This is a genomic window from Leisingera sp. M523, assembly GCF_025141335.1.
In the GTDB taxonomy this organism is placed as follows: domain Bacteria; phylum Pseudomonadota; class Alphaproteobacteria; order Rhodobacterales; family Rhodobacteraceae; genus Leisingera.
This window is the reverse complement of sequence record NZ_CP081036.1, coordinates 3,531,597-3,557,500: the sequence shown is the minus strand read 5'-3', so window position 1 is coordinate 3,557,500 and position 25,904 is coordinate 3,531,597. Positions and strand designations below refer to the sequence as shown.

Here is a 25,904-nt window from a genome sequence, read left to right as displayed (position 1 = left end):
CCGTAAGTTCGCGAGAAGGAGGCCCGGGTCCTACGCAAGTGGAATCCGGGGGCACAAACCAGGGGGTGGCGACTGTTTATTAAAAACACAGGGCTCTGCGAAGTCGCAAGACGACGTATAGGGTCTGACGCCTGCCCGGTGCCTGAAGGTTAAAAGGAGGGGTGAGAGCTCCGAATTGAAGCCCAGGTAAACGGCGGCCGTAACTATAACGGTCCTAAGGTAGCGAAATTCCTTGTCGGGTAAGTTCCGACCTGCACGAATGGCGTAACGACTTCCCCGCTGTCTCCAACATCGACTCAGCGAAATTGAATTGCCTGTCAAGATGCAGGCTTCCCGCGGTTAGACGGAAAGACCCCGTGCACCTTTACTACAGCTTCGCACTGGTATCAGGATTGTGATGTGCAGGATAGGTGGTAGGCATCGAAACCGTGACGCAAGTCGCGGTGGAGCCTCCCTTGAGATACCACCCTTCGCACTCTTGATATCTAACCGCGGTCCGTTATCCGGATCCGGGACCCTGCGTGGCGGGTAGTTTGACTGGGGCGGTCGCCTCCTAAAGAGTAACGGAGGCGCGCGAAGGTTGGCTCAGAGCGGTCGGAAATCGCTCGTTGAGTGCAATGGCAGAAGCCAGCCTGACTGCGAGACTGACAAGTCGAGCAGAGACGAAAGTCGGCCATAGTGATCCGGTGGTCCCGAGTGGAAGGGCCATCGCTCAACGGATAAAAGGTACGCCGGGGATAACAGGCTGATACTGCCCAAGAGTCCATATCGACGGCAGTGTTTGGCACCTCGATGTCGGCTCATCTCATCCTGGGGCTGGAGCAGGTCCCAAGGGTACGGCTGTTCGCCGTTTAAAGAGGTACGTGAGCTGGGTTTAGAACGTCGTGAGACAGTTCGGTCCCTATCTGCCGTGGGTGTAGGATACTTGAGAGGAGTTGCCCCTAGTACGAGAGGACCGGGGTGAACGAACCACTGGTGGACCTGTTGTTGCGCCAGCAGCAGTGCAGGGTAGCTATGTTCGGACAGGATAACCGCTGAAGGCATCTAAGCGGGAAGCCCCCCTCAAAACAAGGTATCCCTGAGGGCCGTGGAAGACCACCACGCCGATAGGCCGGAGATGTAAGTGCAGCAATGCATTCAGTTGACCGGTACTAATCGCCCGATAGGCTTGATTTGATCCAGTAACAGACAGTGTTACCGAAAATCCAAACAAGCAAACACATCCCAAAATACAAACGCTTGGACAACGTTGATTGTACTGCCTTCCGCTCGTGGAAACGTCTCGTGACGTAACTGGGGTGCGGTCTTTCGCGTATTTGCTCTGCAAACACGCTGCCGACCGCAAACCAAGAAAATCCACTTGCCGGAGGCAAGTGGATTTTTCTTGGTTTGGTGGCTACAGCACAAGTGAAACACCCGGTCCCTTCCCGAACCCGGAAGTTAAGCACTGTCGCGCCGATGGTACTTGGGCTCAAGCCCTGGGAGAGTAGGTCACCGCCAAACCTAGTAAAATCCAAATATCTCTCAATACGATCTCAAACAAACCTGACGCGGGATGGAGCAGCCAGGTAGCTCGTCAGGCTCATAACCTGAAGGTCGCAGGTTCAAATCCTGCTCCCGCAACCAACGTTTCCGACCAAGCCTCCGCAAAAAGCGGGGGCTTTTTCGATTCAAGGCCCCCCAAAGCCATGATCCCCGCCAATTCCCCAACAAGTTTAAGCTGATGGCCGCCCGGCGCAGCACTGTCGGGAACCATCCGCACCTCCGAAATCAGCGCCCGCAGCGACGCCGTCGCCTCCCGCCTCACTTCCGGTGCATTCAGAGCGCCAGCAAGATCCCCGATCAGCTCCCGGTACCGCGCCGACAGGCGCGGATGCAGCCGCAGGGCAGGGGGTTCCGGGTTGTCCGCGATGACCGCCGCCAGGCGGGCCTTCTCACCCTCCAGCTCAGGCATCTTGTCCTTCATCGAGGCGGTGTACATGCCGTCCTCAATAGCGGTCAGGATGTTGGCGATCCGGCTCTCCACCTTCCTGAGGGAGTGTTCGGCCTTCTGCCGGTCCTGGCAGGCGCCCGCGGCGGCATCGTTGAACGCCTTGCGGTATTCTTCCGCAAATTGCGCCAGCAGGTCCGGTGCCAGCAGGCGCTGCTTCAGCCCGGAAAGCACCCGCTCTTCCACTTCTGCCCGGCCGATGGTGGCGCGGTTGGTGCAGACCGCAGCGCCCTTGTTGCGGGCCCCTGCGCAGCCGTAGCGCGTCTTGTTGATCAGCGTGTAGCTGGCGCCGCAGCAGGCGCAGCGCAGGAGACCTGACAGCAGATAGGTTGGGCGGCGCGCGCGTTCCAGCTTCGGCCGTTCCGTCAGAACACCCGCCGGGTTCATCGCCTGCCGCACCTCCCCCTGGCGGGTCTTCACCGCCTGCCAGAGCTGATCATCCAGAATACGCAGGCCGGGGACATCCTCCGTGATCCAGTCTTCCGGCGGATTGAGGCGGGACAGCCGTTTCCCGGTGTCGGGGTTGGTATCGTAGGTCAGCCGGTTCCAGACCAGGCGCCCGATGTACAGCTCGTTGTTCAGGATGCCGGTGCCGCGTTTGATGTTTCCGGAGATCGTCGACGGGTTCCAGGTGCCGGTTCCTTTGCCGCTCTGCGGGGCAATTACCCTTTCGGCGTTCAGGACAGCTGCAATCGTGCGGGCGGAAAGCCCGTCTGCATAATCCCGGAAGATTCGTTTGATGACGGCGGCCTCCTCCGGTTCGACCTCCCGGTCGCCGGTGCTGAGCGTGCCGTCGGGCAGGATCTCCCGCTTCACCTGGTAGCCGTAGGCAATCCCGCCAGCAGATTTGCCCCTGGCAATGCGTCCTTCCAGCCCGCGCCGTGTCTTCTGGGCCAGGTCCCTGAGGAACATGGTGGACACCAGCCCGCCGACCCCGACCTTCATGTCATCCAGTTCATTCTCCGAAGCCGTGTGGATTCTGACACCGAAAAAGTTCATGCGCTTCAGCAGGTTTGCGGAATCCGCCATGTCCCGCGACAGCCGGTTCTGGCTTTCGGCGGCAATGACGTCGATATCGCCGCGTTCTGCGGCCTGGATCAGGCGCTGGTATCCCGGGCGCAGGGCATTCTTGCCGCTGAGCGCGTGATCGGTGAAAACTTCCGTTACCTGCCACCCCTTCTGTTCACACAGACGGCGGCACAGCCGGATCTGGTCCTCGACCGATGTGTCTTTCTGTTTGTCTGGGCATTGTTGCAGAACTCGCTCTTGAGGCCTGGCTCCCCCTTTCCCCTCCGAACTTAGGCGACGCGGATAATCTCAGCGGTGCCGAGTGCGTTGAAGCGGTTGATGAGTGCGATGCGGATATGGATCTCGGCGGTTTGGCGGTCGGGGTCTCTTGCGGCAATGCGCTCGCCGAATGCCTTTAAGCAGCGCATCTTTGCCTCGATCCGGCTTCGGACGTGGTATCCTGTCCAGCGCTTCCAGAAGGCTCGACCGTAGTGTCGGGTGGCTCGCAGAGTTTCGTTTCTGACCTGCGCAGCCGGACAATCTTCTTTCCACAACCGGCCATTCTTGCGGATCGGGATGATCGGGGCCGCGTCGCGTTCGAGGATCGCGGCATGGCAGCGTCGCGTGTCATAGGCACCATCGGCGATCACGGTGCCGATGTCTTCGTCCTCGGGGAACTGACCCAACAAGTCCGGTAAGACCGGGCTGTCCACTGCCCGGCAGTGGTTTGCGCAGCATAACCACGAGAGGGGCCGTCGCGGCTGGGGGTGAATTCGACGGCACGGATGTCAGACGTGGCAGCGTCCATCGCAAGAGGAACCTTGCGCCCCTCTCATTGATTGCTCTGCAATCAACTGCCGGGCAGCCATTGGCGCCGCCCCTGAGGGCCGTGCTTGCGGGCCTGCCACTCACCATCGCCAAGGAACTTGATCCCGGTGCTGTCCACAAGCAGGTTCAGCGGCCCATCGGCGCGGCGATATGGGATCTGGACGGCCAGCGTTCTATGGGCTTACGCGGCCCCACTGGGGCCACGGTCCCATCTCACTCTGTCGGCGGCACAGCGTAGAGAAATCCGGAACGGGCCAGTCCAGACCCGCCAGGTGCAAAAGGCTGGTGACCATCCCGACGGTCTGCCGGAGAGGCAGCTTGAACAGAACCTTGATCGACAGGCAGAACTGGATTGCCGCATCCGAGAAAACCGCAGGGCGACCGGGGCTGCCATCATGCGGCGCGAGCCAGGTCATCTCTTCGTCCAACCAGATCAGAAGCGACCCGTGCTTTCTGAGCGCATCGTTGTAGCTGGACCAATTCGTCGTACGGTAGCGGGCAGGTGCGGGCTTGCTCATCTGCCCCGTCTAACCGCATGGATTCGTGATGTGAATCCTTAGAACTCAGAGTTCTGCAACAACGCCCTCCAGATCAATCCCTTCGCGGGCGTAGATCTGGGATTGGCGGTACAGGGGGCAGTGGTCGGCATATTTGCTGACCAGCACATGCGCCAAAAGGCCGGGACCAGGACGGCCCCGTTCAATCGGACGCGATGGCAGTGCAGATTGAACGATCCGGTCGCAATCCCGGCAGGCCATGTATAACCCGACAGGCGATTTGCACAGCAAATCTGCCGTTAGGGCGCGGGCGGACAATACGGTTCACCAGTGAGCCATTGATGCGCCATTGGTTCAAGCACAATGGCGAACGCGGCCCGGCACATATTCCAGCTCTTCCGTCACATCTTCGGCAATGGCGCGCAGCTTACCGCCGCATGTGCAGGATTCGCCGGGCGTCAGAACCTGATCAATCCGGGGCAGTTCGGGCGGCAGCGGTTTGCGCTTAGGTTTGACCGTCTGTCCCATGGTATCCCCGTCAGGAGCATCTGCGCTGGGAACCTGCGCTGCCGCTGTTTCTTCTTCCTCCAGACGGAGCTGAAGCTGGTCCAAGCTTTCCGACTTTGAGCCGAACCGGTGCCGGTTATGCCCCGCAAGCTGGTGTTCCAGCTTGGCAATTCTCAGCGCCTGCGCCTTGACCAGACCAAGCAGTCCCTCCGCCGTCTCGCGGAGTTGGCCGGGATCGGAAGGCAGTGTTTTGGGCGCATCCAGCATGGGCCGGAATATACCCCGGCCACGGTGGAAGGGGAGACCTAAGGCTCTGCAATTGCCGGAAAATTACCAGCCACCAGCGGCAACCGCCAGCCAATCCCTTCCAGCAGCATCGACAACTGAGCTGGCGTCAGGCTGATCTTACCGTCTTTGGCGGCGGGCCAGACGAACCGGTCCCGTTCCAACCGCTTGGAAAACAGGCACGCAGAACGGATCTTCCGCCAGGACCTTCTCGGCCAAGGCCGACAAACCGCCAAACCCCTTACGCATGTCCGTGACCCCGGCCGCCAGCCAGACCTTTGTGTTTGCCGGAACCGGGATCACGTCGAAAGCTTCCGGATCAATGCGGCGAGCGCATCGGGATCAAAGCCGCCCTGAACCTTCAGGCGGTGGCCGTTGGCAAGTTCCACCTCGATCTGCGCACCGGCATCTGGCCGAGCTGAAGCAGGCTCAGCGTCCGGAACTTCAACCGGGAGGAAGCGGGCGACAGGTTCTTCTTTAGCCTCGGCCGCGAACCGCGGTTCCTTCAGCCAGTTGAAAACCTGGTTCGCATTCACATCGTAGCGCCGCGCAACTTGGGCGACCGTTACACCGGGCACCCGCGTCTGCGCGCAAATCATGCGCTTCTCGCCTTCAGACCAAGTCCGCCGCCTGCGCCGCTTCGACATGTTCCACTCCGATAATGTCCATTTGTTCGTTAATGGACATTATCCCTCACTTACGATCACCGTCAGTGCGGGCAGACCGGACGGTTACGGTAATGCTGACAAACCAACAGGAAAACCGGCAGCCCACCGCTTAACCGCGCCGGCCTGCCGGAGATGCATGACGCTTGCTGCGATGACGCGGCCTCAAGTCAGCCAATAAGCCAGGACACATCGGTGTATCAGGCGGCTCTCTGAGGCCATGTATCAAAGAGGGGCGCATGCAGCATAGGTTTCCTGGCTAGTCACACATGGCACAGGCAGAAAAGTGCTTTGCTGTCTCTGCCTGAGCCAGTAGCGGGTTTAAGACCGTCACAGTTATCGCTCTTGTACACTGGAACGCTATCAAGCCGGCACTTAGGCTGGGCCAGCCCCTGCCCGGGATTTGTCATCTGACGGCACCAGGATCGGCCAAGCAGCTGCATTCAACGCGGACCAATGGTCTGAAGACACCGAGATGCCACGCTCCAGCGACTGATCATAATTGGCCGCCAGCTGCGCTGCGGTGACTTCGAACCGCTGCAGTTCAGGATGCTCGGCCTGCCGCGTGACTGCATCCGCCAGCAAGGCTGCCTGCGTAGTACAGATAATGGTCAGAGCAGAAGTCTCTTGTCCTGCTCCGGCGTGTTCCACCCTCCAATAGTTGGGGAACACCGCGCCGCTTTCGAAGCTGGCCCCATGCCGTCCAGCCTGATCGCTCCAGTAGGCGGCGATATAGACCCCTTGCTGGGCTACCAGCGACAGGCTGCGCAGGATCAAGTCCGGATACCGGCAATTGATCAGCTCCACGATGACAAAGCTTGTTTCCTGCGCCTTGGCAAAGGCGAGATCAGCCGCGAGGGAGCCGTGCTCACAGACTTCGGCGCCGCCCGCGTCAATAACTGCGAGCCCTGCGTTTTCATAATCCAGCCGAGGCGCCACGCCGCCTTTGGGGGCTTCGGGCGGCAGCGTGATGCGCTCAAACCCGCCCAACCCGCACATGTGCGACCAGGTGATCAGCTGTGCAGCATCCTCATAATCTCCGGTCTGATGCCCGGCACCTTCATATGCGCGTGACAGCGCCGCGATCATTTCGTTGCGGGAAACTCTCATGCCCGGACCTCCTCCATTTGGGGTTTCAGCGGCAGGAACCAGCTATCGTATGTCTGGCCGATGTCCTCGATCAGCGGGGCGCCTTGGTACATAGTGTTGCGCACCCACAGTTTGGAGCGCGGGTCGAATTTACTGACGCCGAAGAACGCCAGCTTACAGCGCAGCATGTCCATCGGGCGGATGTCGCGGCTGGCCAGATTGGCCCGGATTTCCGCGTATTTGTGCCGGGACATGGTTTGAATGCGGCGCACTATGCTTTTCATCGCCGGGTGGCGCAGCAGGAAATGCACCACATAGCTGTCGGGGTTTTCCGCCAGGTCCTGTATCAGCAGATCATAGCATTCGCGCACCCGACGCCCGATCGGCAGCGGCATCTGCTTTTCCACCCCTGGATCGGCCCCGGCAAAACCCAGCCGCGGCTCAAGCTTTTCTTCCGAGCGATACCAGAAGGCATCGGTCTCAGTGGCGTCGGAAAAATCGATCTCCAGCGCCCAGCCGTACCGGGTTTCGATCAGCTGCCGCAGGGCTGCAGTGCTCATCGCCGGATCAAGCACCGGGTTGGGAATTACGGCAAAACTATCTTCAAGATCATTGACCAGTTCCGGGTGGATCTCCAGGCAGATGGAGTTAACCAATTCCTGAGTTTCCAGACTCCAGACATCGCGGGCGTGATCCGTCAGTTCTGACCAGGTTGTCAGCTGATCGCCTGTCCCGACCAGCCAGCTGTCCACCTCGCTTAGTTCCGCAATCAGTACTTGGTTGCGGTCGATCTGCTCGGCGTCGCTGGTGTGGCTTTCGCCGAAGTGCTGCTTGGCATGGCTGACCAGATCGTGGAACAGACTGATGCGCCAAGCGGTCGGAGCCGCCTTGTGCAAGACTTGCGCCAGCGCGGTTTCGCGCATTTCCACCCATTGGCTGAACAATTCTCCATGGTTGATCAGATATGGCGCCATGCCCAGGCCCGTGGAATTGCCGATGCCAAAGAACCGCTTCAGCCGACCGTCCAGCAACACCGCGGTATCCGGCGCGCGGGATTTGGCGACATGATCCACCTGGTCCAGACTGAACTGGCGCAGCATGAAGCAAATGAACATTTCCGGTGCAAACGGGCGGTTGAAATCCGGAAACTTCGCCCGGACCTTGTTCCAGTCCGCCATGCCCAGCTTGCCGCTGCCGTAAACCGCCGTGGTCCGGTAAAGATAGCCGACTTCGGCAATGCGCTGCGCGTCGGGCTGACGGCCTGCCCTCAACTCATCCAGCACATAGCTGAACAGCCGGGAAGAACGGTTGGCCCGCGACAGGCTGAACACCCGCGCATCAACCCGGCCCGCTTCCTGTTTCGGCACATTGCGGCGCAGATCCTCCAGCCAGACCTCATCCACTAGGCCCTCGCAAAGCGCCATGGTCAGATCCCAGCTGGTGGCAATGACCCGGTCATTTCGCTCCTCATCAGGCAATTCGGTGGAAAACAGCACAAAGCTGAAAACCCCATTGGGCGTTCGGATTTCATAGATGGCCGTGCCGTGGCCCTCCGGGTCCAGATCAAACAGCCGGCGGCTGATGTCCCATTCTTCCTTCATGATCCGCCGCACCAAAGTGCGCATGAAGCTGAGCGTTGAAGAATGCAATGACCCCAGGCGTTGCAGATCCATGACCTCCGCCTCCGGCCGCATCCTTTCGGTAAGTGCTGCGAGCATGTAATGCCCTCCCATTTCAGTCCTGCGCGTTCGCAGACAGCTTTGGCCGGGAAGGGGAGCCAAGTAAAATTTGAAGAATCGAAAGACTTATCAGTCAGGCAAATAAATCAGCCCTCGGTAACGGATGCCTCAACAGTCCGGTTCGGAAACCGCGCGGAAATCTGCCGTGCCTGGTCCTGCAGATACTCCAGAAAGCTCTGAGCTACAGAGGACAGCGGGCGGTCTTTTGCCACCACCAGCTGAAGCTCCCTGTACAGAGTTGGCGCCGACAGGCTGCGGTAGACCAATGCCGGGTTAAGGTAATCCGGTGCCGCCAGCGCGGGCACCGCAGACACCGCTTCGCCGCTTTCAATCAGTCCGGCCAGCGCCGCCATCGTCAGCACTGTGAAATCGGGGCTGGTTACAGAGGCCGGCAGCCCTTCACCCGCCTTGGTCAGACGGCTGACCCCGGTATCCTTGGCCATACCGGCAAACGGCAAACCATCGAGGCAATCCCAGCTCAGCGGCTCAGTGCGGCGCGCAAGTTCCTGGGTGTTGCGGCAGATCAGCCCAACCTGATCGCGCAGAAACGGCAGATAGGTCAGCCTGGGATCATCAGACCAGCTGCTCGATACCCCGAAATCGGCACGCCCTTCCAGCACCTGCGCCTCCACTCCGCGCGCGTTGTCGTCCTGCAAGTGGATCTTTGCCTGCGGCATCTCTGCCGCAAAGCCGCGCATCGCTGGCGGTAAAATCCGCACCGCCGCCGAAGGCAGCACCGCCACCCGCACCTGATTGAGCTGATCCTGCGCGCTGGTCCTCACTGACAGGACTGAGGCTTCGATATCGTCCAGAATCTTCTCTGCCTTCGGCAGCAGTTCCTGCCCCTGCGGGGTCAGCTCAACCGACCGGGTGGTCCGCTTCAGCAGGGACACGCCAATAATTTCCTCAAACTGCTGAATACTCAGCGTAAGTGCCGGCTGCGACACCGCCAGATTTTGCGCGGCCCGACTGAACGAGCCGCACCGAGCCACCGCAACAAAGGCGCGAAAGTGTTTGAGAGACAGGTTGCGGGCGATTTTTGTCTTCATCCCTGGAACCTATTACTTGCCAGCCAGCCACTGAATGGGACAAAACGCCTGCGGCTGAGCATCCTGCCAGTGTTGCGATCGTTCAAAATACACGCCCCGCCGTAGAAAAGACCAATCTAATTGACGTCTGTAGTCAACGCCGTTTTACGCCCAGCGACATAAGCGCAAGGGGCGGTCAGCGTTTAAGCGAACAGCAAGTTTGGGTCATCAAGTCTTGTTGCGCAAGCGAAGGCCAAGTTCACGGCTTGAGCCTCCCTACCTGAACTGGTCCTTTGCATTGTGTGGTTTCACGGCTTCAACTCCACTGCACCTTGAATGAATGGCCGAGATCTCCGCTGCACCGCAGATCGGCTTTCCATGCCAGCACAGGAAATTCTTCCACTTTGCTTCTGCAGCACAATTTTGACAGGTCCGCTATGGGCTCTTCAACCAATTTCGCCGCTTCCGGCCCGGAGGCCGGCTCACTGGACACGAACGACCGCCCCGCGAATGAGCCTGCTGAAGTTCAAGGGTTTAGCCCATTTCGCTGATGGCCGGTTCCGTCCTGTAGTAATCCCCCCGTTTTTGCGGGGGCATGGTTGTAGAATTTACGCGGCCATCTTCAGTTTCTGTGCAGGCGTCATCCCGCCGTTGCCCATGTTGGGGCGTTCATGGTTGTAGGACCAGAGCCACTCGGTGGCAATCTGCTGGACCTCCTCGATACTTTCGAAAATGTCCAAGTCCAGCCATTCGTGCCTGACCGTCCGGTTGTTGCGCTCGACATAGGCGTTCTGCTGAGGCTTTCCGGGCTGGGTATATGCCAAGGCAATGCCCCGGTTCCCGGCCCGTTCCATGAGGGTGCCGCTGACGTATTCCGGGCCGTTGTCGACTCGAATTGTTGCAGGGGCACCACGCCATTCGATGATCTGGTTAGGGCTCGAACAACCCGTTCCGCAGGCAGTGAGAAGCCGATCTCAATGCCCAGTCCTTCGCGGTTGAAGTCGTCCAGAACGTTCAGCAGCCGGAATTGCCGTCCAACCCCCAGCCTGTCGGCCATGAAGTCCCCTATCGGCGATGCTGGCATCGCCTGCCGGGCAGGGATCGACCAGACCTCGGGACCTCAGGCACAGCCAGTTCGTCCGGCTTTTCCCGCTTCAGACGCTTGCGCGGCGTTCGCCAATGGGCTTGAACCAATGGCGCCTCAATGGCTCACTCCGCAGGTTCAGCTCCAGTTCGTGGCAGATCCGGTAAACCCGCTTGCCTATAACAGCTGCAAGAACCGCCACTGCCCCAAATGCCAGGGACCGGCGGCACGCGATTGGATGGACGCCCGCGCGGAGGATCTGTTGCCGGTGGAATATTTCCACGTAGTCATCACGATGCCTGCCGAGATCGCTCAGATCACCTATTGGAACAAGAAGGAAGTCTGTGGGCTTCTGTTCAAGGCGAGCGCAGAAACAGTGATGACGATCGCGGCAGGCAGCCCGATGCGGCCACTGGGTTAGCAATCTGCATCTAAAGAAACTAATCTAGCCTTCAAAGGCCAGGCCGCGGGATCGGGAGGCAGTCCGGCCTTCAAGAAATCAACCGCCCGGCAGAGTGGACGTAAGCCAGGGGCTTCAGGAAAAACTCCGGCGCAATTGGATTGCGCCGGAGTTCAGGGCTTAGGAAGTGAATTTCTTCAGCTCGCCGCTTTTCAGGCGGTCGGTATAGGAAAAGAGTTCCTTTTTCACCAGTTTCATCAGGAAGTAGAGGCAGAAGATGTTGACCACAGCCATGGCAAAGATCGCTGCATCAGAAAAATCGATGACCGGACCCAGGCTTGCTGCTGCACCAATCACAATGAAGATGCAGAAGATGATCTTGAAGGTCAGCTCTGCCAGTTTGCTTTCGCCAAACAAGTAAGTCCAAGCCTTCAGCCCGTAGTAGCTCCAGGAAATCATCGTCGAGAAGGCGAAGAGCACAACTGCGATAGCCAAGACATAGGGGAACCAGCTGATGCCGGAGGCAAAAGCGGCGGAGGTCAGCGCAACACCGGAGTTGCCATCGACAGTTGCAATGGCTGTGCCCGCTTCATTCAGCATGTAGTTGCCCGTCGCCGGGTCGATAAGCAGCTGCTGCGAGATGACGATCACCAGCGCCGTCATGGTGCAGATGACAACCGTATCAATCAGCGGCTCCAGCAGGGACACAAAGCCTTCGGTGATCGGTTCCTTGGTTTTTACCGCAGAGTGGGCGATCGCTGCCGAGCCAACACCAGCCTCGTTTGAAAACGCCGCCCGTTTGAAGCCCTGGATCAGCGCGCCAACCATGCCGCCTGCCACGCCAAGACCGGTGAAGGCGCCGTCAAAAATCTGGCCGAAAGCCCAGCCGATCTTGTCATAGTTCACCACCAGAATGACCAGTGCAGCGCCGACATAGAGGATCCCCATAAAGGGCACGACCTTTTCTGTGACATTGGCAATGGATTTGATGCCGCCAATGATCACGGCAAAGACAATGCCAGCAAAAACGAGTCCGGTGATCCAGCCCGGATAGTCTCCGACAATGCCGGATATCTGGGCATGTGCCTGGTTCGCTTGGAACATATTGCCGCCACCGAGCGCACCAAGGATGCAGAAGACCGAGAACATGACCGCCAAAAACCGCCCGCCCGGCAGGCCAAGTTCTTTGAAGCCTTTGGAGATATAGTACATTGGTCCGCCGGAAACGGTCCCGTCGGAGTATTCGTTACGGTACTTCACACCTAGGGTGCATTCGGTGAACTTCGATGCCATGCCCAGAAGACCTGCAAGGATCATCCAGAACGTCGCACCAGGACCGCCGATTCCAACGGCAACCGCGACCCCTGCAATGTTGCCAAGGCCGACCGTGCCGGAAAGTGCGGTGGCCAGCGCCTGGAAATGGCTTACTTCGCCCGCATCGTTGGGGTCAGAGAAGTCGCCTTTGACCAGCTGGACAGAATGTTTGAAGAAGCGGAACTGAACAAAGCCGAAGTATAGGGTGAAGATGCTGGCAGCGATGACCAGCCACATTACAATCCAGGGAAAGCTGGTGCCTGGAAACGGTGCAAATATCAGCCCTACAAAGGGGCCGGTCAGATCCGCAAAGACCTGATTGACCTTTTCGTCAATACCCATCGCCTCCTGGGCGGAAAGCGGGGTGGACGCGAAGGCCGCGGCTGCGGCCAGCCAGAGTTTGGTCATTTTCATGATCTTGCCCCTATCCTACAACCGTGACAGGCACATCGGCGTGCATCACGAGGTTCTGCGTCGAGCTGCCGAAAATGCGTTTGGCAAATCCGTCCGAAGAGACCCGGCCAACGATGATCTGCGATCCGCCGTTTTCGACTGTGATCTTGTTCAGGGTCTCAGCCACATCGCCGTGCCGCACCAGACCGGTTGCCTTGAACCCGGCTTCTTCCAGCGCGGTGACAGCAGGTTCGACAATCCGGCTGTTGGCCAGTTTGATCTCCTCCTCGCGCCGTTTGTGGCGCTGAGCGTTTTCTTCGGGGGTCTGAAACGTAAATGGCGACCATTCGATGACATAGACGGCAAGCAGCTCACAAGCGTCGATTTTCGACGCCAAGTCCTTTGCAAAGGCGAGTGCGCGTTCACCGGTATCTGTCCCGTCAAGCCCTATGACGATTTTGACAGTCATTTTTTCCTCCGTGTGCAGTGTTTTTTGACTTGGAGAGCGGTTGCTCCCGGATTGAGGCAGGCGGGATGCAAATGATTAACGTCCTTGATCCCCGGGATCAGTATCAGTGATAATCACTAGTAATTGGGCATGTTGTCAGCGTTTGTGCAGGAAGTATTGCCTGAAACCAGCCAAAGAACAGGAAATATCACTGATGAGTAGGGATTTGGATAAAATTGACAATCGGATCCTGGAAGAACTGGAATCTGATGGGAGACTTTCGATTGTCGAGCTGTCTCAGCGGGTGAACCTGACCAATACCCCCTGTTCAGACAGGGTCAAGCGCCTGGAGAAATCCGGGTACATCAGCGGCTACCGGGCAATTTTAAACAAGGAAAAGCAGGGACTGGGCCATTTGACCGTTGTGCAGGTTTCACTTGCGGCAACTGGCGGTGATAATTCGCTTGATGCATTTAACGCGGCTGCGGGCTTAGTTCCTGAAATTGAAAGCTGCCTGATGATCGCCGGTTCATTTGACTATCTTCTGACAATCCGCACCCGGGACATCTCGCATTTCCGCCAGGTTCTGGGGGACAAAATCAACAGGCTGCCGAACATCCACCAGACCAATTCCTACACAGTTATTGAAGTTGTAAAGTGATCTGGCGTGGGGCGCGGAGTTCGGAAAGGCTGGGCTGCCAAGCTCAGCAAAACGCAATCCAGAAAGTTGGAACTCGCGGCAATGTTCCTCGGCGTTTCCTGGCGGGAAACCTTTGCTCAGCCGGGGCCGCCACCTTCTGCTGGATTGCTGCTTTTGGAAAAATCACCCAAGTGCTTCGCACTCGCAGCAGAGCAGTCACTGCGCCTGATGCGAAGGTCGAGTTTGGGCTGATCCAGTGGAGAAACACCTGCTCGCACGCGCAGCCTTTTGGCGATTTGACAGAGCACGCACGCCTTCTCTGTTAGGCTTTGCGCAACTGCTGCGGTGCGGAGAATACCTTGGCCGGTTTCCGGAGAATCTGGACGGTTGCGGCGAGGAGGGATTCGTCATTTGCATCGCATGCACGGTGCGAGCCGCTCAGGTGCTTGAGGGTGTGGAAGAACTTTTCCCAGGCCCACCCGTCGTATTTAACGTAGGCCTTCAGCCATGCTTCAGACGGTTCTCGGTCGTTCGGAGAGCTGGCCAGCGGGTCGATTACGATTTCTGAAAACACTTCCTCGTCTATCCCCCGCTCATCGTTTGCATAGCGCGTCAGCCCCATCCGGCCAAGCGCTTCAAGGAGGTTCAGAATGGCCCGGTTCAGCGGTCTTGCGACTGCCGGGTCAACCTCTTGTGCGCCTTGGCGGTGGCGCTGAAGAAAGATTGCGATCTTGGCGATTGCCGGCGCCAGCGACGCATGTGGATCCATTGAATGAAAGTAATGGAGAACGGGGTAAGAGCGGTGGCGTTCGGCAGTCAGAGAGATTGCTGCCACAAGTGAGACCAACTGGAGCTGGAACTGGTCCTCCTGGCAATCCTGCATGAGCGTGCGGAGGTTGTCCGGCCTGCTCCGGCGAGGGCAGGAACTCAGCCGGGACGTCAAGTATCCATGTGCGGAACATGCTGTAGAGGATGATCTGGCTGATTGCGGCAATTGCGAATGCGGCGAGGCCGATCCTGGGAAGCAAGCAGATGCCTGCCGCCACGGCCTAGTCGAGGATCAGATAGGAAACGTCCAGGCTTTGCCACTTCAGCGGTGCCGCCGACCAACTGAACCCTTTCATACCCGTCATATTGGCCACATGCACTCAGGCGCCATACAGGTAGGCAGTAGAAAGAAGATGTTTGAGCCGCGGATGCAGAAGTTCCATTGCTGTAGCTCCTTGTGAGAGACGGCCAGTTGGCCAGTATGGAACCCGTGCCAGAAAGATTGAAGGTTGGCAGCCATGACAAAGGCCGACAAAATTCTGCTTGAGCCGTCGACGGTCAGCTTGAAAAGAATGTGTACGAGGCTGTCACCGTGCCGCCCGATGACGGGCTCGTCCGATCCTGGTCCGGCTTTGAAGTGAACACGGCTAGCTGTGCTGTCGTGACGCCGGCAATGCATGGCACAGTTCTCGCCGTCGGCGGTGTCGAGGATGTGATTGCAGCTGCCTGTGGAAATGAAGTCCTCATGAGCTGGCTGCGCAAGGCTTCGGAGAGCGTCGCGCGAGTTGGGTCGGTGTGTACGGGTGCATTCCTTCTCGGAAGCGCAGGGATAATCGGTAAGAAGCATGTGGCGACCCATTGTATGGCTGTGGATGTGCTTGCGGACCTGTATGAGGACGCAGAAGTCGACAGCGGATCAATATACGTCAATGACGGCAACCTCTGGACTTCTGCAGGCGTGACCAGCGGAATCGACATGGCTCTGGCAATGGTCGAAGAAGACCACGGTCCCGACATCAAGGCACGGGTGGCCAAGGTGCTTGTCGTCTACGCCCATAGGCCTGGCAATCAGAGCCAGTTCAGTGATGTCTTGTCCGCACAAATGGTGTCGGCGAGAAGATTTTCAGACTTAGTCGACTGGGTCTTGAGCAACTTGAATCGCCAGTTGCGCGTCGAGGATCTGGCGATCCAGGCTGGCATGAGCGAGCGAACCTTCGTTCGTAAGTTTCGGGCACATATGGGCCAGACACCTAGCCGGTTTCTTGAACTCGCGCGGATCGAATGTGCCAAGGTGTTCCTTCAGGCCGACGCACCGGTGAAAGCCGTTGCATATGCGGTTGGCTTTCGATTCGAAGCGGGCTTCCGGACAGTTTTCGAAAACCGAATCGGAATTTCCCCTTCGCTCTATTGGGAGATGCACGCGCATTAGCCACAGTGCCGTTAGACGCTGCAAATCTCGGTTCTTTCAATCAGTTGAAACCCTGATTACCATTCAAATCGTAGCACCGCGCATTCCCGGATTGAATTTGCTGCGCCACTGCGGATGGCTGTTCTGGGGAAGCTGCACTGCAGCGTGGGAACGCTGATCAATGACCACATTGGGGCGTTCGAGGCTGTTGTTTGTACTAGGGGCACGGACTGCCTCCCTCTGGCTAAGTGGTTCACTACACCGTTCCAAGAAACCATATTCAGTGCATGCACCACGACCTTGACCATTTCGAGACGATCGCTCGCGCCACCATTGCTTCCTTACCCGGAGCTTTCCGTCCTGCTGCAGAAAACGTTATTCTGCGCGTAGCTGAATGGCCCGCGCCCGCCATGCTGGACGATCTTGGCTTAGCGGATCCGCACGAGCTGACGGGGCTCTACGAGGGCATTCCCATGACGGAGAAATCGGTTCTCAACATGGCGCCGCCTCCGGATGTTGTCTGGCTCTTCCGTCAGCCTATCCTGGCTGAATGGCGCGATCGCGGCAATGTCGAGCTGAACGAGTTGATCGCGCATGTTGTTATTCACGAATTTGCACATCATTTTGGATGGGCTGACGAGGAGATCGCAGCCATCGACCAATGGTGGGTCTGAGCCGTTGTTTCCCTCCCGGGAGAGTTGCAATGCATGCGGTTGACCGTTCACAGCCTTTAGCCCCGAAACAATAGAAGAAGCGTCAACGACCCGCCTCTGACCGAATGAGCGCAAGCATCCTAGCCGCAACACAAGCTGCCGGCAGTGCTTCGTTGGAAATCAGAACGCCAAACAGCCAGCTGCCGCAGCCTGAAAAGGAAATTTGCCTTTCATCGTGTCCCGGTCTCAGTGATCAGGACGGTTGCAGGCTACAGCAGTCAGCGACAGAGACGGGATTGGCATCAATTCAGGACCGGCGCAGGGAGCTTGCTGGGCTTCATCTCCATAGCATCAGCTGGCATTTTGCAGCTTTACTGGCTTTTGCGGTCCAAACTGTCCCGGGCCGCCTGCAGCGAGTTCAGCAGTATATCGATATCCTGATCACTGGTGCGCCAGGACGATACGCTGATCCGCAGGGCCGGTTCGCCGTTCCAGACGGTGCCGCCGAACCACGCTTTCCCGGAGCGCTCTACCAACTGCTGAAGCTCTCTGGTCTGCGCCTCAGTGCCATAGCGGAACAGGATCTGGTTCAACGCGGGCTCGCACAGCAGCTCAAATCCAAGACCGGGCAGAGTTTTGGCGATACGGGCAGCCATGCTGCAGTGCCGCTCGACCAGCTCGGCGACACCGGCGCGGCCAAGCGTGCGCAGCACTGCCCAGATCGGCACGCCGCGCGCGCTGCGGGAGAATTCGATGCCCAGATTTTTCTGACTCCCGGTGGACGCGGTGGAATAAACTGCGTCGCTGTTCATGGCGGCCGCCATCGCGTCGCGGTCGCGGCAGATGCCCGCCGCGCCGTCATAAGGGGTATTGAGCCATTTGTGGCCGTCAGTGGTCCAGCTGTCCGCGCCCTCGATGCCGTTGGTCAGCCCGCGCTTGGCTGGCGCCGCGCGCGCCCACAGGCCAAAGGCTCCGTCGACATGCACCCATGCGCCGGCCTCTTTCGCTCTTTCGATCAGCGGCAGGAAGGGGTCGAAGCTGCCCGTATTCACCTCGCCGGCCTGCAGGCATAGAATGGTCTGCCTATCCAGCGCGGGAAGCCGGGCCGGATCAATGCGGCCGGCGCTGTCTACCGGTGCTTTGATCAGCCGGGCCTGGCCGAAGCCCAGAATTCTGAGGGCTTTGAGAACCGTGATATGGGCCAGCTCTGAAACCACAACCTTTATTTCCGGCGCGCCCAGCAACCCCATGGCATCAAAGTCCCATCCCTCCTTCTTCAGCAGTTCGCGCCGCGCGACGCTGAGGCAGACAAGCGTACTTGCGGTTGCCGAGGTGCCAAACGCCACGCCGCTTTCGCGGGGCAGGTCCAGGATCTCCAGCAGCCAACGCGCCGCGACTTTCTCGATCTTGTCCGCCACCGGCGAGTTCATTTGCGAGGAGGCGCATTGATCCCAGGCCGACGCCAGGCGTTGCGCGGCGGCGGCGACCGGCAGCGTTGCACCGATTACAAAGCCAAAGTACCGGGGGCCGTTTGAAACAGTTGTCGCCGGGGAGCCGGCCTCGTCCAGCAGTGCCAGCGTTTCGGTTGCATCCCTCCTAGTGTCCGGCAATGGCTCATCAAAGCGTGCAAGCTGCTGCCGGGCGGCGGCGTCGGGAAAAACTGGCATCTCCCCCACGCGGGCAATGTAGCGCGCGGCCCTGGCGTCAGCATCGCGCAATAGCTGGAGCTCGTCCTGCGGGTCTTTTGTCGTCTTGCGTTGCATTCTGAACTCCTTGTCCAAGAAGGTTTCCTTGTTGATAGCAGACCAGTGGGAAGCGGGCATTGCAGCGCGCAATGCGCCTGGGCTGCACCCGCATGTTCTTGGCCCCATGCATCCGCGCCAGGGGCGGCGCAGATGCACAGCCATGCCGGGAAACTGCCCGCCGTTCAGCTGGCTGAAATAAACTCAGACACCAGTCCGGATACTAGCTGCGGCGCGTCTTCCGGGCTGTAGTGGCCGGTTTCGGGCAAGGTCTTGACCTGACCGCCGGGGAACGCTTGCCGGAACAGGGGCAGAAACTGTTCTGCCTGCAGCGTCCTGTCGGCTTCGCCCCAGATGGCGATAGCAGGTTTCTTTGCCAGCTCGGACTTTATGGCGCCGCTCGCCTCTTCGAACGCATGTTTGCCGGTAGCAAAGCCTTTGGCCCAGCCGATTGCGCCCGCAGCAAATTCAGGCGCGGGAAACGGCGCCCGGTAGGCGTTCAGCCAAGTATCGGTGATCAGCTCATTGCGGACAAATCCATTCAGCTTGAGTGTCGACAGGATGTTGTAGTCAAGCTGGCCAAGCACCGCTTCCAGGGTACCGTTTTCCTTTGCCTGCATGATCCACTGAAACCAGGGTGCAGCACCGGCATTGGCAATCAAGCGGTCCGAAAGATCAGGTTGCCCCAGGGGCGTCGGGCCGTTGACCGAAACGATCCGTTTGATCCGGTCCGGGTGCCGGATGGCTACGCCCATGCCAACCGGCCCGCCGAAGTCGTGCATGACAAGGGTCACATCCCTGAGATTCTGCTCCAAAACAAAGCGTTCCGCATTGTCTATATGGTCCTGCAGCCAATAGCTGCGGTCTTGCGGGGTGGCGCTTTTGCCAAATCCCATATGGTCAAGGGCAATCACACGGGCATCACGGGACCATTCAGCAATCTGAGTACGGTAAAGAAAGCTCCAGGTCGGTTCGCCATGCAGCAGCAGCAGCGTCTCCGGGCCGCTGCCCTCATCGACATAGTGCATCGGAGACCCGGCTGCGGAGCTGTAACGGGCTTGAAACGGCCAGGTTCCCTCAAAGGTCTCTTCGGCAGGGACCGCAATCAGGTGCGGATCATGGCCTGGCGCGGATTGCTGCGATGCCGGTTCACTGGTCTGAAGGTCAACGGTCATTGGGCTTCTCCATTATATATGTGTGAGTCACATATATAAATGACCTCTTCCAATTCAAGTGTGTGAGGCACATATTCCTCGTATGACGGATGATTCACGGCGGACTGCGAATTTACTGGGGGCGGCGGTGCTCTGCCTGCATGATGAACTGAGGACGGTTCTGGCGAGGCAGTTCCACCGCTCCGGAGAAGGGCCTGCGGCGCTTTGCGCGCTGGGTCACCAGCCAGGTTTGTCGAACGACGCACTGAGCCGGCTTTTGGATCTCACCCATACAGGCACGGTGCGCCTGATCGACAGGCTGGCCGAGGACGGCCTTGTCAGGCGACAGGCGGCGGAGCACGACAAGCGCAGCATTGCGCTTTATCTCACAGAAGCCGGCCAAGCCGCTCGGGAGAACATACTGCGCGAGCGGCTGGCCGCACTGGAGGCAGTGACCGGCAGCCTGTCTGATGACGAGCAAAGGGACCTGGCCCGGCTGCTGGAAAAACTGCTGCAAGCTGCTGCCGGTGACGACACGCACAAGCTGCGGACCTGCCGGCTGTGCGACAGCCGCGCCTGCACAAACTGCCCGATACTGGTGCCTTTAAACGGGCCGGACTGAGGCGTCCGGCAATAGTGCCAGGCCTTGTTGCGCAAACGTCGAGGGGGAGCTCGTGAAGCCAGCGTGGCAGCCCAAATTGCCGGATCAGATACCTGCCGGCGGAGAAACCGGTTAGAACTTACTTAATCCGGAACCAAACCGTGCCGGAAGTCTGCATCGGGCTGCGGCCAGGGTGCTAGCCGGTCTGGTAGCCCCGGACGTAAGCTCAGGTGGCGTCTGCTTTGCGGCCTCGGAGCGCTTGGCTGCTGTTGTCCAGATTTGCAGGTTTTCCGATCAGCAAACTGGCAAATCCATACACCATTGCCCATAATGGAGTTCCGAAATCATGCGGGTCCAGATTGCCGAGGCCCCGCGCTTTCATTATGCTCGTCAGTTCTTCAATAAAGGTGTTGTATGTAGCGCTGCTGGCCACGCGCGCTACATTGGAGGGGCGTTGTTGCAGAACTCTGAGTTCTAAGGATTCACATCACGAATCCATTCGGTTAGACGGGGCAGATGAGCAAGCCCGCACCTGCCCGCTACCGTACGACGAATTGGTCCAGCTACAACGATGCGCTCAGAAAGCGCGGGTCGCTTCTGATCTGGTTGGACGAAGAGATGACCTGGCTCGCGCCGCCTGATGGCAGCCCCGGTCGCCCTGCGGTTTTCTCGGATGCGGCAATCCAGTTCTGCCTGTCGATCAAGGTTCTGTTCAAGCTGCCTCTCCGGCAGACCGTCGGGATGGTCACCAGCCTTTTGCACCTGGCGGGTCTGGACTGGCCCGTTCCGGATTTCTCTACGCTGTGCCGCCGACAGAGTGAGATGGGACCGTGGCCCCAGTGGGGCCGCGTAAGCCCATAGAACGCTGGCCGTCCAGATCCCATATCGCCGCGCCGATGGGCCGCTGAACCTGCTTGTGGACAGCACCGGGATCAAGTTCCTTGGCGATGGTGAGTGGCAGGCCCGCAAGCACGGCGTTCAGGGGCGGCGCCAATGGCTGCCCGGCAGTTGATTGCAGAGCAATCAATGAGAGGGGCGCAAGGTTCATCTTGCGATGGACGCTGCCACGTCTGACATCCGTGCCGTCGAATTCACCCCCAGCCGCGACGGCCCCTCTCGTGGTTATGCTGCGCAAACCACTGCCGGGCAGTGGACAGCCCGGTCTTACCGGACTTGTTGGGTCAGTTCCCCGAGGACGAAGACATCGGCACCGTGATCGCCGATGGTGCCTATGACACGCGACGCTGCCATGCCGCGATCCTCGAACGCGACGCGGCCCCGATCATCCCGATCCGCAAGAATGGCCGGTTGTGGAAAGAAGATTGTCCGGCTGCGCAGGTCAGAGACGAAACTCTGCGAGCCACCCGACACTACGGTCGAGCCTTCTGGAAGCGCTGGACAGGATACCACGTCCGAAGCCGGATCGAGGCAAAGATGCGCTGCTTAAAGGCATTCGGCGAGCGCATTGCCGCAAGAGACCCCGACCGCCAACCCGCCGAGATCCATATCCGCATCGCACTCATCAACCGCTTCAACGCACTCGGCACCGCTGAGATTATTGCGAGAGCTTCAACGCACGGTTCAGGGACGAGTTCTTGAACGGCGAACTCTTCTACAGCCTGCGCGAGGCGCAAATCCTCATCGAAGAATGGAGGAAACACGACAACACCAAACGCCCTCATAGTGCTCTGGGCTATCGCCCACCGGCGCCGGAAACCATCGTCCAGATGGACCCAAGGCAAGTCATGCACTAACAATCAAACTGGACCATTCAAGTGGGGCTGATCAATCATGGAGCACCGCAAGGAAGTACTCATTCGGCAACTGAACAGAAGACGGGAAGCTTGACTCAGTAAAATGGTTTTGCCATTCAGCCAGTGTGACCGGTTCCGCGAGTGTTTCAATGCGCAGCGGAAGAAATAGGGAACACGGTGCGGCGTACCCATAAGGGACCAAATCCGTGACTGCCCCCGCAACTGTGAGCGGTGAGTGACGCTGAACATGCCACTGGGATCTTTCCCGGGAAGGCCAGCCGAACCAAGACCCGCGAGTCAGGAGACCTGCCGGACACAGGACAAAGACTTCGCTAGCGGAGTGTCTGCCCTTTTCCACCGGACGCCGGGGTGCGCGTCTGGCGCGGCTGCCGTTCAGGCTTCTCCGTGCCACTATCCCCGTTGTTCATTCCTGATTGCAGGTGCGCCTGTGTCGTCGAATGAGGACGAAATGAAACTGAAATATCTGGCTGCAGCTCTGGCCGTATCCCTGCCGGTCACCGCATCGGCGCATTTCCAGCTGAACTACACTGAAAACGTGCTGATCGGGAAGCCCGGCGATGTGCCGATGGGGCTGGTGTTCTGGCACCCGCTGGAAAACGGCCATGTGATGGACATGGGCAAACCAGAAGAATTTTTTATGGTTCACAAGGGCGAAAAGGTTGATCTTTCGGACCGCTTGGAACCGGCCACATTCAAGGGCGCGGAGAACGAAGCCGCCGCCTACAGGGCGTCGATTCCGGTCAAGCGCTCGGGCGACTATGTGGTGGTGACTGTGCCCGCGCCCTACTACGAGGAAAGCGAAGACATCTATATTCAGCAGATTTCCAAAGTCGTGCTGAACCGCAACACCCTGCCCACCGATTGGGATCAGCCAGTGGGCCTGGAAACCGAGATCCTGCCGCTGAACAAGCCCTATAACGTCATTGTTGGCTCTACCTTCTCGGGTCAGGTGCTGGCGGATGGCAAGCCGGTTCCGGGCGCCGAAATCGAGGTTGAGTTCATGGCATCAGAGCCGGACCTTGCGGCTTTTTCCACAACCAACCCGACGGTTCAGCCGATGTCCGGCGGCGCCATCGTTGCGATCGCAGACCAGAATGGCGTCTTTTCCTTTGGCATTCCGAAAGCGGGCCACTGGGGATTTGCCGCCCTCGGCTCCGGCCCGGCGACTGAGCATGACGGCAAGGAGCTTAGCCAGGACGCTGTGTTGTGGATCCACGCTGAAGAGCTGAAGTGAGAATAGCACCATGCATATCGTAGACGGCGCACTGTCGAATCCGGTTGTGATCGGCGGCGCGGTTGCCGCCGTCGGCGGTATCGCCATGGGGCTGCGGAGCCTGCCGCTGGAACGTATTCCGGCGGCGGGGGTTCTTTCTGCCAGTTTCTTTGTGGCCTCCCTGATCCATGTCCCGATCGGGCCGAGTTCGGTTCACCTGATCCTGAACGGGCTTGCGGGGCTGGTCCTGGGCTGGGCGGCCTTTCCGGCCCTGTTTGTCGGACTGCTGCTGCAGGCGGTGTTCTTTGGCTTCGGCGGGCTGACCGTGCTGGGCGTGAACGCCGTGAACATCGCCCTGCCTGCAGTTCTGGTCGGGCTGATATTCCGCCCGCTGGTGGCCCGCGGCTCGCCTCTGCAGGGTGCCATCTGGGGCGGAATCGGCGGCGGCGCGGCCATTGCTGCCACAACTTTGGCCGTGGCGGTATCGTTGATGTTGTCCGGCGATGAGTTCATCCTGGCCGCGAAACTGGTATTCTTTTCCCATATTCCGGTGGTGATCATCGAAGCGCTTTTGTCCGGCGCTGCCATTTTCCTGGCGCGGCGCGTGAAGCCTGAGCTGTTTTTCGACGCAAAAGGAAGCCTTGCATGATCCGCTCCTGCATTCTGATCCTTGCATTGCTGGCGCCGCTCCCGGTGATGGCACACAATGTTATCTCAGCTGTTTTTCCGTCGGGTTCCGACATTGAGGGCGAAGTGGGCTTTTCCAACGGTGACATGGCCGCGGACCTGCTGATTGAGATCTTTGACGTGGCCGGCAGCAAGCTGGGAGAGTCAAGAACCGACGGTGACGGCTTTTTCCTGTTCACCCCGTCGGAGCTTGTGACACATATCTTCCGCGGCGATCTGGGTGCTGGCCACGTGGCCGAGATGATGATGGACGGTGCGGAAGTCGCGCAGATCATCGGGCAAAGCCCGGGCGCTGCAGCAAATTCTGCGGCTGCTGCCATGGACATCTCTGCAGCGCCGGCGGCGGCAGGGTCCGCGGGCCTCTCAGATCAAACCCGCTCCGAGCTTGCCACCATGATGCGCAATGAACTGCGCCCGCTCCGCCAAGAGCTGACAGCGTTCAAGAATAAGTCGGACTTTCAGTCCGTGCTTGGCGGCATCGGTTATATCTGCGGCCTGTTCGGGCTTGGCTTTTACATCGCCGCACGCCGCAAGATCGGCAGCAGCGCATGACCTATGTTCTGACGAGCGAGGAAAAGCCGCTCGGCGGGTTCGGCACCTTCCGCGCCAAGGTCACGGCACTTGACCCGCGGATGCGGATCATGATGACAGCCGCCTATGCGGTGGTGGTTGTCTCGCTCAGCAATCTTTGGGTTCTGGCGGCCGCTCTTGGCCTGTCGATGTGGCTGCTGGCCTTTTCTGGCCTGCCGCCCCGGAAAACGTTGAAACGGATGGCGATGATGGACAGTTTCATCATCTTCATGCTGGTTCTGCTGCCCTTTACCGTGCCCGGAACCCCAGCCCTGTCCATTTGGGGGCTGGAGGCCAGCTGGGAAGGCCTGTGGCGTGCAACCGAGATTGCCCTTACCGCCAATGCGGTGATCCTTGCGGTTATGACACTGGTGGGTTCGATGGAGCCGGTAACCATGGGCCACGCGCTCTTTGCCCTCAAGACCCCGGAGCGGCTGGTGCATCTGATGATGTTCACCATCCGTTACATCGACGTTCTGCGCGAGGAATACCAGCGCCTGCGCACCTCGATGAAGCTGCGCGGCTTCCGCCCCGGCACCAACTGGCACACCTACCGCAGTTACGGCTATCTGGTTGGCATGATGCTGGTGCGCTCCATCGAACGGTCGGAGCGCATTCTGGCCGCGATGAAATGCCGGGGGTTCTCCGGCCGCATCATCCTGCTGGAGGATTTTCGTTTCAGCCGGTCCGACCTGCTGTTTGCCGCGGCGCTGTCCGCCGCACTTGCTGCCCTGATCTGGGCGGAGGCCGCCTATGCCGCTTATTGATTTGAACAATATCCACTTTGCCTACCCTGGGCTTGATCCGGTGCTGGAAGGCGCCTCGATGCGGCTCAACGCTGGTGAACGGCTGTCGATTGCCGGGCCCAACGGCGCCGGAAAATCGACACTGCTGAAAATCATCATGGGGCTGCTTGTTCCCGCCAGCGGCACCGTCACCGCTTTTGGCAAGCCTTGCATGGCGGAAGCGGATTTTCACGAGATGCGCCGCCGCGTGGGCTTTGTATTTCAAGACGCCGACGACCAGCTTTTCTGCCCGACCGTGGCCGAGGATGTGGCCTTTGGTCCGCTCAACCTGGGTAAATCCAAACAGGAAGCCTTGGCAATTGTTGACAGCGTGCTGACCCGCCTGGAGCTGATGCATCTGCGCGACCGGGTGACCCACAAACTGTCGGGCGGCGAGAAGAGGCTGGTGACACTGGCGACGGTACTGGCGATGGAGCCGGCGGTGCTTATTCTGGATGAGCCGACCAACGCACTGGACCCGGACAACTACGCGCGGCTGGCCGGAATCCTGAAAGGGCTTGATCAAGCAATCCTTCTGGTCAGCCATGATCAGGAATTCCGTAAACAGATTGCTCCTGGAGGATATCGTTTGAAGGGCCGCGAGCTTATACGGACTTAGGATGTGCGGCTAAT

Annotated in this window: 19 protein-coding genes, 1 tRNA gene, 2 rRNA genes, 8 pseudogenes and 1 riboswitch (1 of these 31 only partly in view); of the genes and pseudogenes, 15 read left to right on the top strand and 15 right to left on the bottom strand. The window is 59.1% G+C overall.

Annotated elements, in window-relative coordinates; genetic code table 11:
• The 3 genes from K3557_RS17675 to K3557_RS17665 all read left to right on the top strand — a co-directional run.
• A 23S ribosomal RNA gene (locus tag K3557_RS17675) occupies nucleotides 1–1,176 on the top strand (it extends 1,668 nt beyond the left edge of the window).
• A 212-nt stretch (nucleotides 1,177–1,388) separates the two neighbouring features.
• Nucleotides 1,389–1,503: ribosomal RNA gene (rrf, locus tag K3557_RS17670) — 5S ribosomal RNA — on the top strand.
• Nucleotides 1,504–1,549: 46 nt separating this feature from the next.
• A tRNA-Met gene (locus K3557_RS17665) sits at nucleotides 1,550–1,626 on the top strand.
• Here the strand turns inward: K3557_RS17665 and K3557_RS17660 are convergent.
• The 9 genes and pseudogenes from K3557_RS17660 to K3557_RS17620 form a co-directional block, all read right to left on the bottom strand.
• The gene (locus K3557_RS17660; RefSeq protein ID WP_259999525.1) at nucleotides 1,583–3,181 is read right to left on the bottom strand and encodes a recombinase family protein; all 1,599 of its coding nucleotides are present in this window, start codon (nucleotides 3,179–3,181) and stop codon (nucleotides 1,583–1,585) included. The two genes, K3557_RS17665 and K3557_RS17660, sit on opposite strands and share 44 nt — an antisense overlap.
• A gap of 107 nt (nucleotides 3,182–3,288) precedes the next feature.
• Nucleotides 3,289–4,344 (bottom strand): annotated as a pseudogene (locus tag K3557_RS17655) (IS5 family transposase).
• Between the two features lie 69 nt (nucleotides 4,345–4,413).
• Nucleotides 4,414–5,097 (bottom strand): annotated as a pseudogene (locus K3557_RS17650) (transposase); the annotation flags it as partial.
• Nucleotides 5,098–5,135: 38 nt separating this feature from the next.
• Nucleotides 5,136–5,418, bottom strand: a pseudogene (gene tnpB, locus K3557_RS17645) (IS66 family insertion sequence element accessory protein TnpB).
• Complete coding sequence (tnpA, locus tag K3557_RS17640; RefSeq protein WP_259995342.1) at nucleotides 5,415–5,762, bottom strand: IS66-like element accessory protein TnpA; 348 nt, start codon at nucleotides 5,760–5,762, stop codon at nucleotides 5,415–5,417. The pseudogene tnpB and the gene tnpA overlap by 4 nt, the downstream one beginning before the upstream one ends.
• Before the next feature lie 393 nt (nucleotides 5,763–6,155).
• Nucleotides 6,156–6,890: a DUF3726 domain-containing protein gene (locus K3557_RS17635; RefSeq protein WP_259995340.1), complete on the bottom strand. Its 735-nt coding sequence runs from the start codon at nucleotides 6,888–6,890 to the stop codon at nucleotides 6,156–6,158.
• Nucleotides 6,887–8,587, bottom strand: a complete 1,701-nt coding sequence (locus tag K3557_RS17630; protein WP_259995338.1) for a hypothetical protein — start codon at nucleotides 8,585–8,587, stop codon at nucleotides 6,887–6,889. The genes K3557_RS17635 and K3557_RS17630 overlap by 4 nt, the downstream gene beginning before the upstream one ends.
• Before the next feature lie 107 nt (nucleotides 8,588–8,694).
• On the bottom strand, nucleotides 8,695–9,657 hold the full coding sequence (locus K3557_RS17625; protein ID WP_259995336.1) for a LysR family transcriptional regulator: 963 nt from the start codon (nucleotides 9,655–9,657) through the stop codon (nucleotides 8,695–8,697).
• A 587-nt stretch (nucleotides 9,658–10,244) separates the two neighbouring features.
• Nucleotides 10,245–10,895, bottom strand: a pseudogene (locus K3557_RS17620) (integrase core domain-containing protein); the annotation flags it as partial.
• On the opposite strand from K3557_RS17620, the pseudogene K3557_RS20655 reads away from it, so the two are divergent.
• Nucleotides 10,893–11,114, top strand: a pseudogene (locus K3557_RS20655) (transposase zinc-binding domain-containing protein); the annotation flags it as partial. The pseudogenes K3557_RS17620 and K3557_RS20655 sit on opposite strands and share 3 nt — an antisense overlap.
• 186 nt (nucleotides 11,115–11,300) lie before the next feature.
• On the opposite strand, the gene K3557_RS17610 reads toward K3557_RS20655, so the two are convergent.
• Nucleotides 11,301–12,848 carry a sodium:alanine symporter family protein gene (locus K3557_RS17610; protein WP_259995334.1) on the bottom strand — a complete coding sequence of 516 codons (1,548 nt, stop codon included), beginning with the start codon at nucleotides 12,846–12,848 and terminating at the stop codon, nucleotides 11,301–11,303.
• A 10-nt stretch (nucleotides 12,849–12,858) separates the two neighbouring features.
• Nucleotides 12,859–13,296, bottom strand: coding sequence for a universal stress protein (locus K3557_RS17605; RefSeq protein WP_259989074.1), 438 nt, complete (start codon nucleotides 13,294–13,296; stop codon nucleotides 12,859–12,861).
• Between the two features lie 205 nt (nucleotides 13,297–13,501).
• Here K3557_RS17605 and K3557_RS17600 point away from each other — a divergent pair, with 205 nt between their 5' ends.
• A complete protein-coding gene (locus tag K3557_RS17600) occupies nucleotides 13,502–13,936 on the top strand; it encodes a winged helix-turn-helix transcriptional regulator (RefSeq protein WP_259995332.1) in 435 nt (144 codons plus the stop codon).
• 301 nt (nucleotides 13,937–14,237) lie between these two features.
• On the opposite strand, the pseudogene K3557_RS20650 reads toward K3557_RS17600, so the two are convergent.
• Nucleotides 14,238–14,384 (bottom strand): annotated as a pseudogene (locus K3557_RS20650) (IS5/IS1182 family transposase); the annotation flags it as partial.
• An 873-nt stretch (nucleotides 14,385–15,257) separates the two neighbouring features.
• Between K3557_RS20650 and K3557_RS17590 the strand changes: the two are divergent.
• Both K3557_RS17590 and K3557_RS17585 read left to right on the top strand, forming a co-directional pair.
• Nucleotides 15,258–16,112: a GlxA family transcriptional regulator gene (locus tag K3557_RS17590; RefSeq protein ID WP_259995330.1), complete on the top strand. Its 855-nt coding sequence runs from the start codon at nucleotides 15,258–15,260 to the stop codon at nucleotides 16,110–16,112.
• Nucleotides 16,113–16,378: 266 nt separating this feature from the next.
• Complete coding sequence (locus K3557_RS17585; RefSeq protein ID WP_259995328.1) at nucleotides 16,379–16,765, top strand: metallopeptidase family protein; 387 nt, start codon at nucleotides 16,379–16,381, stop codon at nucleotides 16,763–16,765.
• A 350-nt stretch (nucleotides 16,766–17,115) separates the two neighbouring features.
• Here K3557_RS17585 and K3557_RS17580 read toward each other — a convergent pair whose 3' ends face one another.
• The gene (locus K3557_RS17580) at nucleotides 17,116–18,507 is read right to left on the bottom strand and encodes an aminotransferase class V-fold PLP-dependent enzyme (protein WP_259995326.1); all 1,392 of its coding nucleotides are present in this window, start codon (nucleotides 18,505–18,507) and stop codon (nucleotides 17,116–17,118) included.
• 164 nt (nucleotides 18,508–18,671) lie between these two features.
• Nucleotides 18,672–19,661: an alpha/beta fold hydrolase gene (locus tag K3557_RS17575; protein ID WP_259995324.1), complete on the bottom strand. Its 990-nt coding sequence runs from the start codon at nucleotides 19,659–19,661 to the stop codon at nucleotides 18,672–18,674.
• An 82-nt stretch (nucleotides 19,662–19,743) separates the two neighbouring features.
• Here K3557_RS17575 and K3557_RS17570 point away from each other — a divergent pair, with 82 nt between their 5' ends.
• The gene (locus K3557_RS17570; protein WP_259995315.1) at nucleotides 19,744–20,262 is read left to right on the top strand and encodes a MarR family winged helix-turn-helix transcriptional regulator; all 519 of its coding nucleotides are present in this window, start codon (nucleotides 19,744–19,746) and stop codon (nucleotides 20,260–20,262) included.
• 205 nt (nucleotides 20,263–20,467) lie between these two features.
• Here K3557_RS17570 and K3557_RS17565 read toward each other — a convergent pair whose 3' ends face one another.
• The gene (locus tag K3557_RS17565; RefSeq protein WP_259995313.1) at nucleotides 20,468–20,674 is read right to left on the bottom strand and encodes a hypothetical protein; all 207 of its coding nucleotides are present in this window, start codon (nucleotides 20,672–20,674) and stop codon (nucleotides 20,468–20,470) included.
• 83 nt (nucleotides 20,675–20,757) lie between these two features.
• On the opposite strand from K3557_RS17565, the pseudogene K3557_RS17560 reads away from it, so the two are divergent.
• The 7 genes and pseudogenes from K3557_RS17560 to K3557_RS17530 all read left to right on the top strand — a co-directional run bounded on the left by K3557_RS17560 (nucleotide 20,758) and on the right by K3557_RS17530 (nucleotide 25,890).
• A pseudogene (locus K3557_RS17560) lies at nucleotides 20,758–21,840 on the top strand (IS5 family transposase).
• Nucleotides 21,798–21,995, top strand: a pseudogene (locus tag K3557_RS17555) (transposase); the annotation flags it as partial. The pseudogenes K3557_RS17560 and K3557_RS17555, both read left to right, overlap by 43 nt.
• 113 nt (nucleotides 21,996–22,108) lie before the next feature.
• A riboswitch (cobalamin riboswitch) is annotated at nucleotides 22,109–22,324 on the top strand.
• A 140-nt stretch (nucleotides 22,325–22,464) separates the two neighbouring features.
• Nucleotides 22,465–23,250, top strand: a complete 786-nt coding sequence (locus K3557_RS17550; RefSeq protein WP_259995311.1) for a DUF4198 domain-containing protein — start codon at nucleotides 22,465–22,467, stop codon at nucleotides 23,248–23,250.
• Nucleotides 23,251–23,260: 10 nt separating this feature from the next.
• Nucleotides 23,261–23,878, top strand: a complete 618-nt coding sequence (gene cbiM / locus K3557_RS17545; protein ID WP_259995309.1) for a cobalt transporter CbiM — start codon at nucleotides 23,261–23,263, stop codon at nucleotides 23,876–23,878.
• A complete protein-coding gene (locus K3557_RS17540; protein WP_259995301.1) occupies nucleotides 23,875–24,468 on the top strand; it encodes a cobalt ABC transporter permease in 594 nt (197 codons plus the stop codon). The genes cbiM and K3557_RS17540 overlap by 4 nt, the downstream gene beginning before the upstream one ends.
• Entirely contained in the window at nucleotides 24,465–25,253 is a 789-nt protein-coding gene (gene cbiQ, locus K3557_RS17535; protein ID WP_259995300.1) for a cobalt ECF transporter T component CbiQ, read from the top strand. The genes K3557_RS17540 and cbiQ overlap by 4 nt, the downstream gene beginning before the upstream one ends.
• The gene (locus tag K3557_RS17530; protein WP_259995299.1) at nucleotides 25,240–25,890 is read left to right on the top strand and encodes an energy-coupling factor ABC transporter ATP-binding protein; all 651 of its coding nucleotides are present in this window, start codon (nucleotides 25,240–25,242) and stop codon (nucleotides 25,888–25,890) included. Before cbiQ ends, K3557_RS17530 begins: the two co-directional genes overlap by 14 nt.
• Nucleotides 25,891–25,904 lie beyond the last annotated feature (14 nt).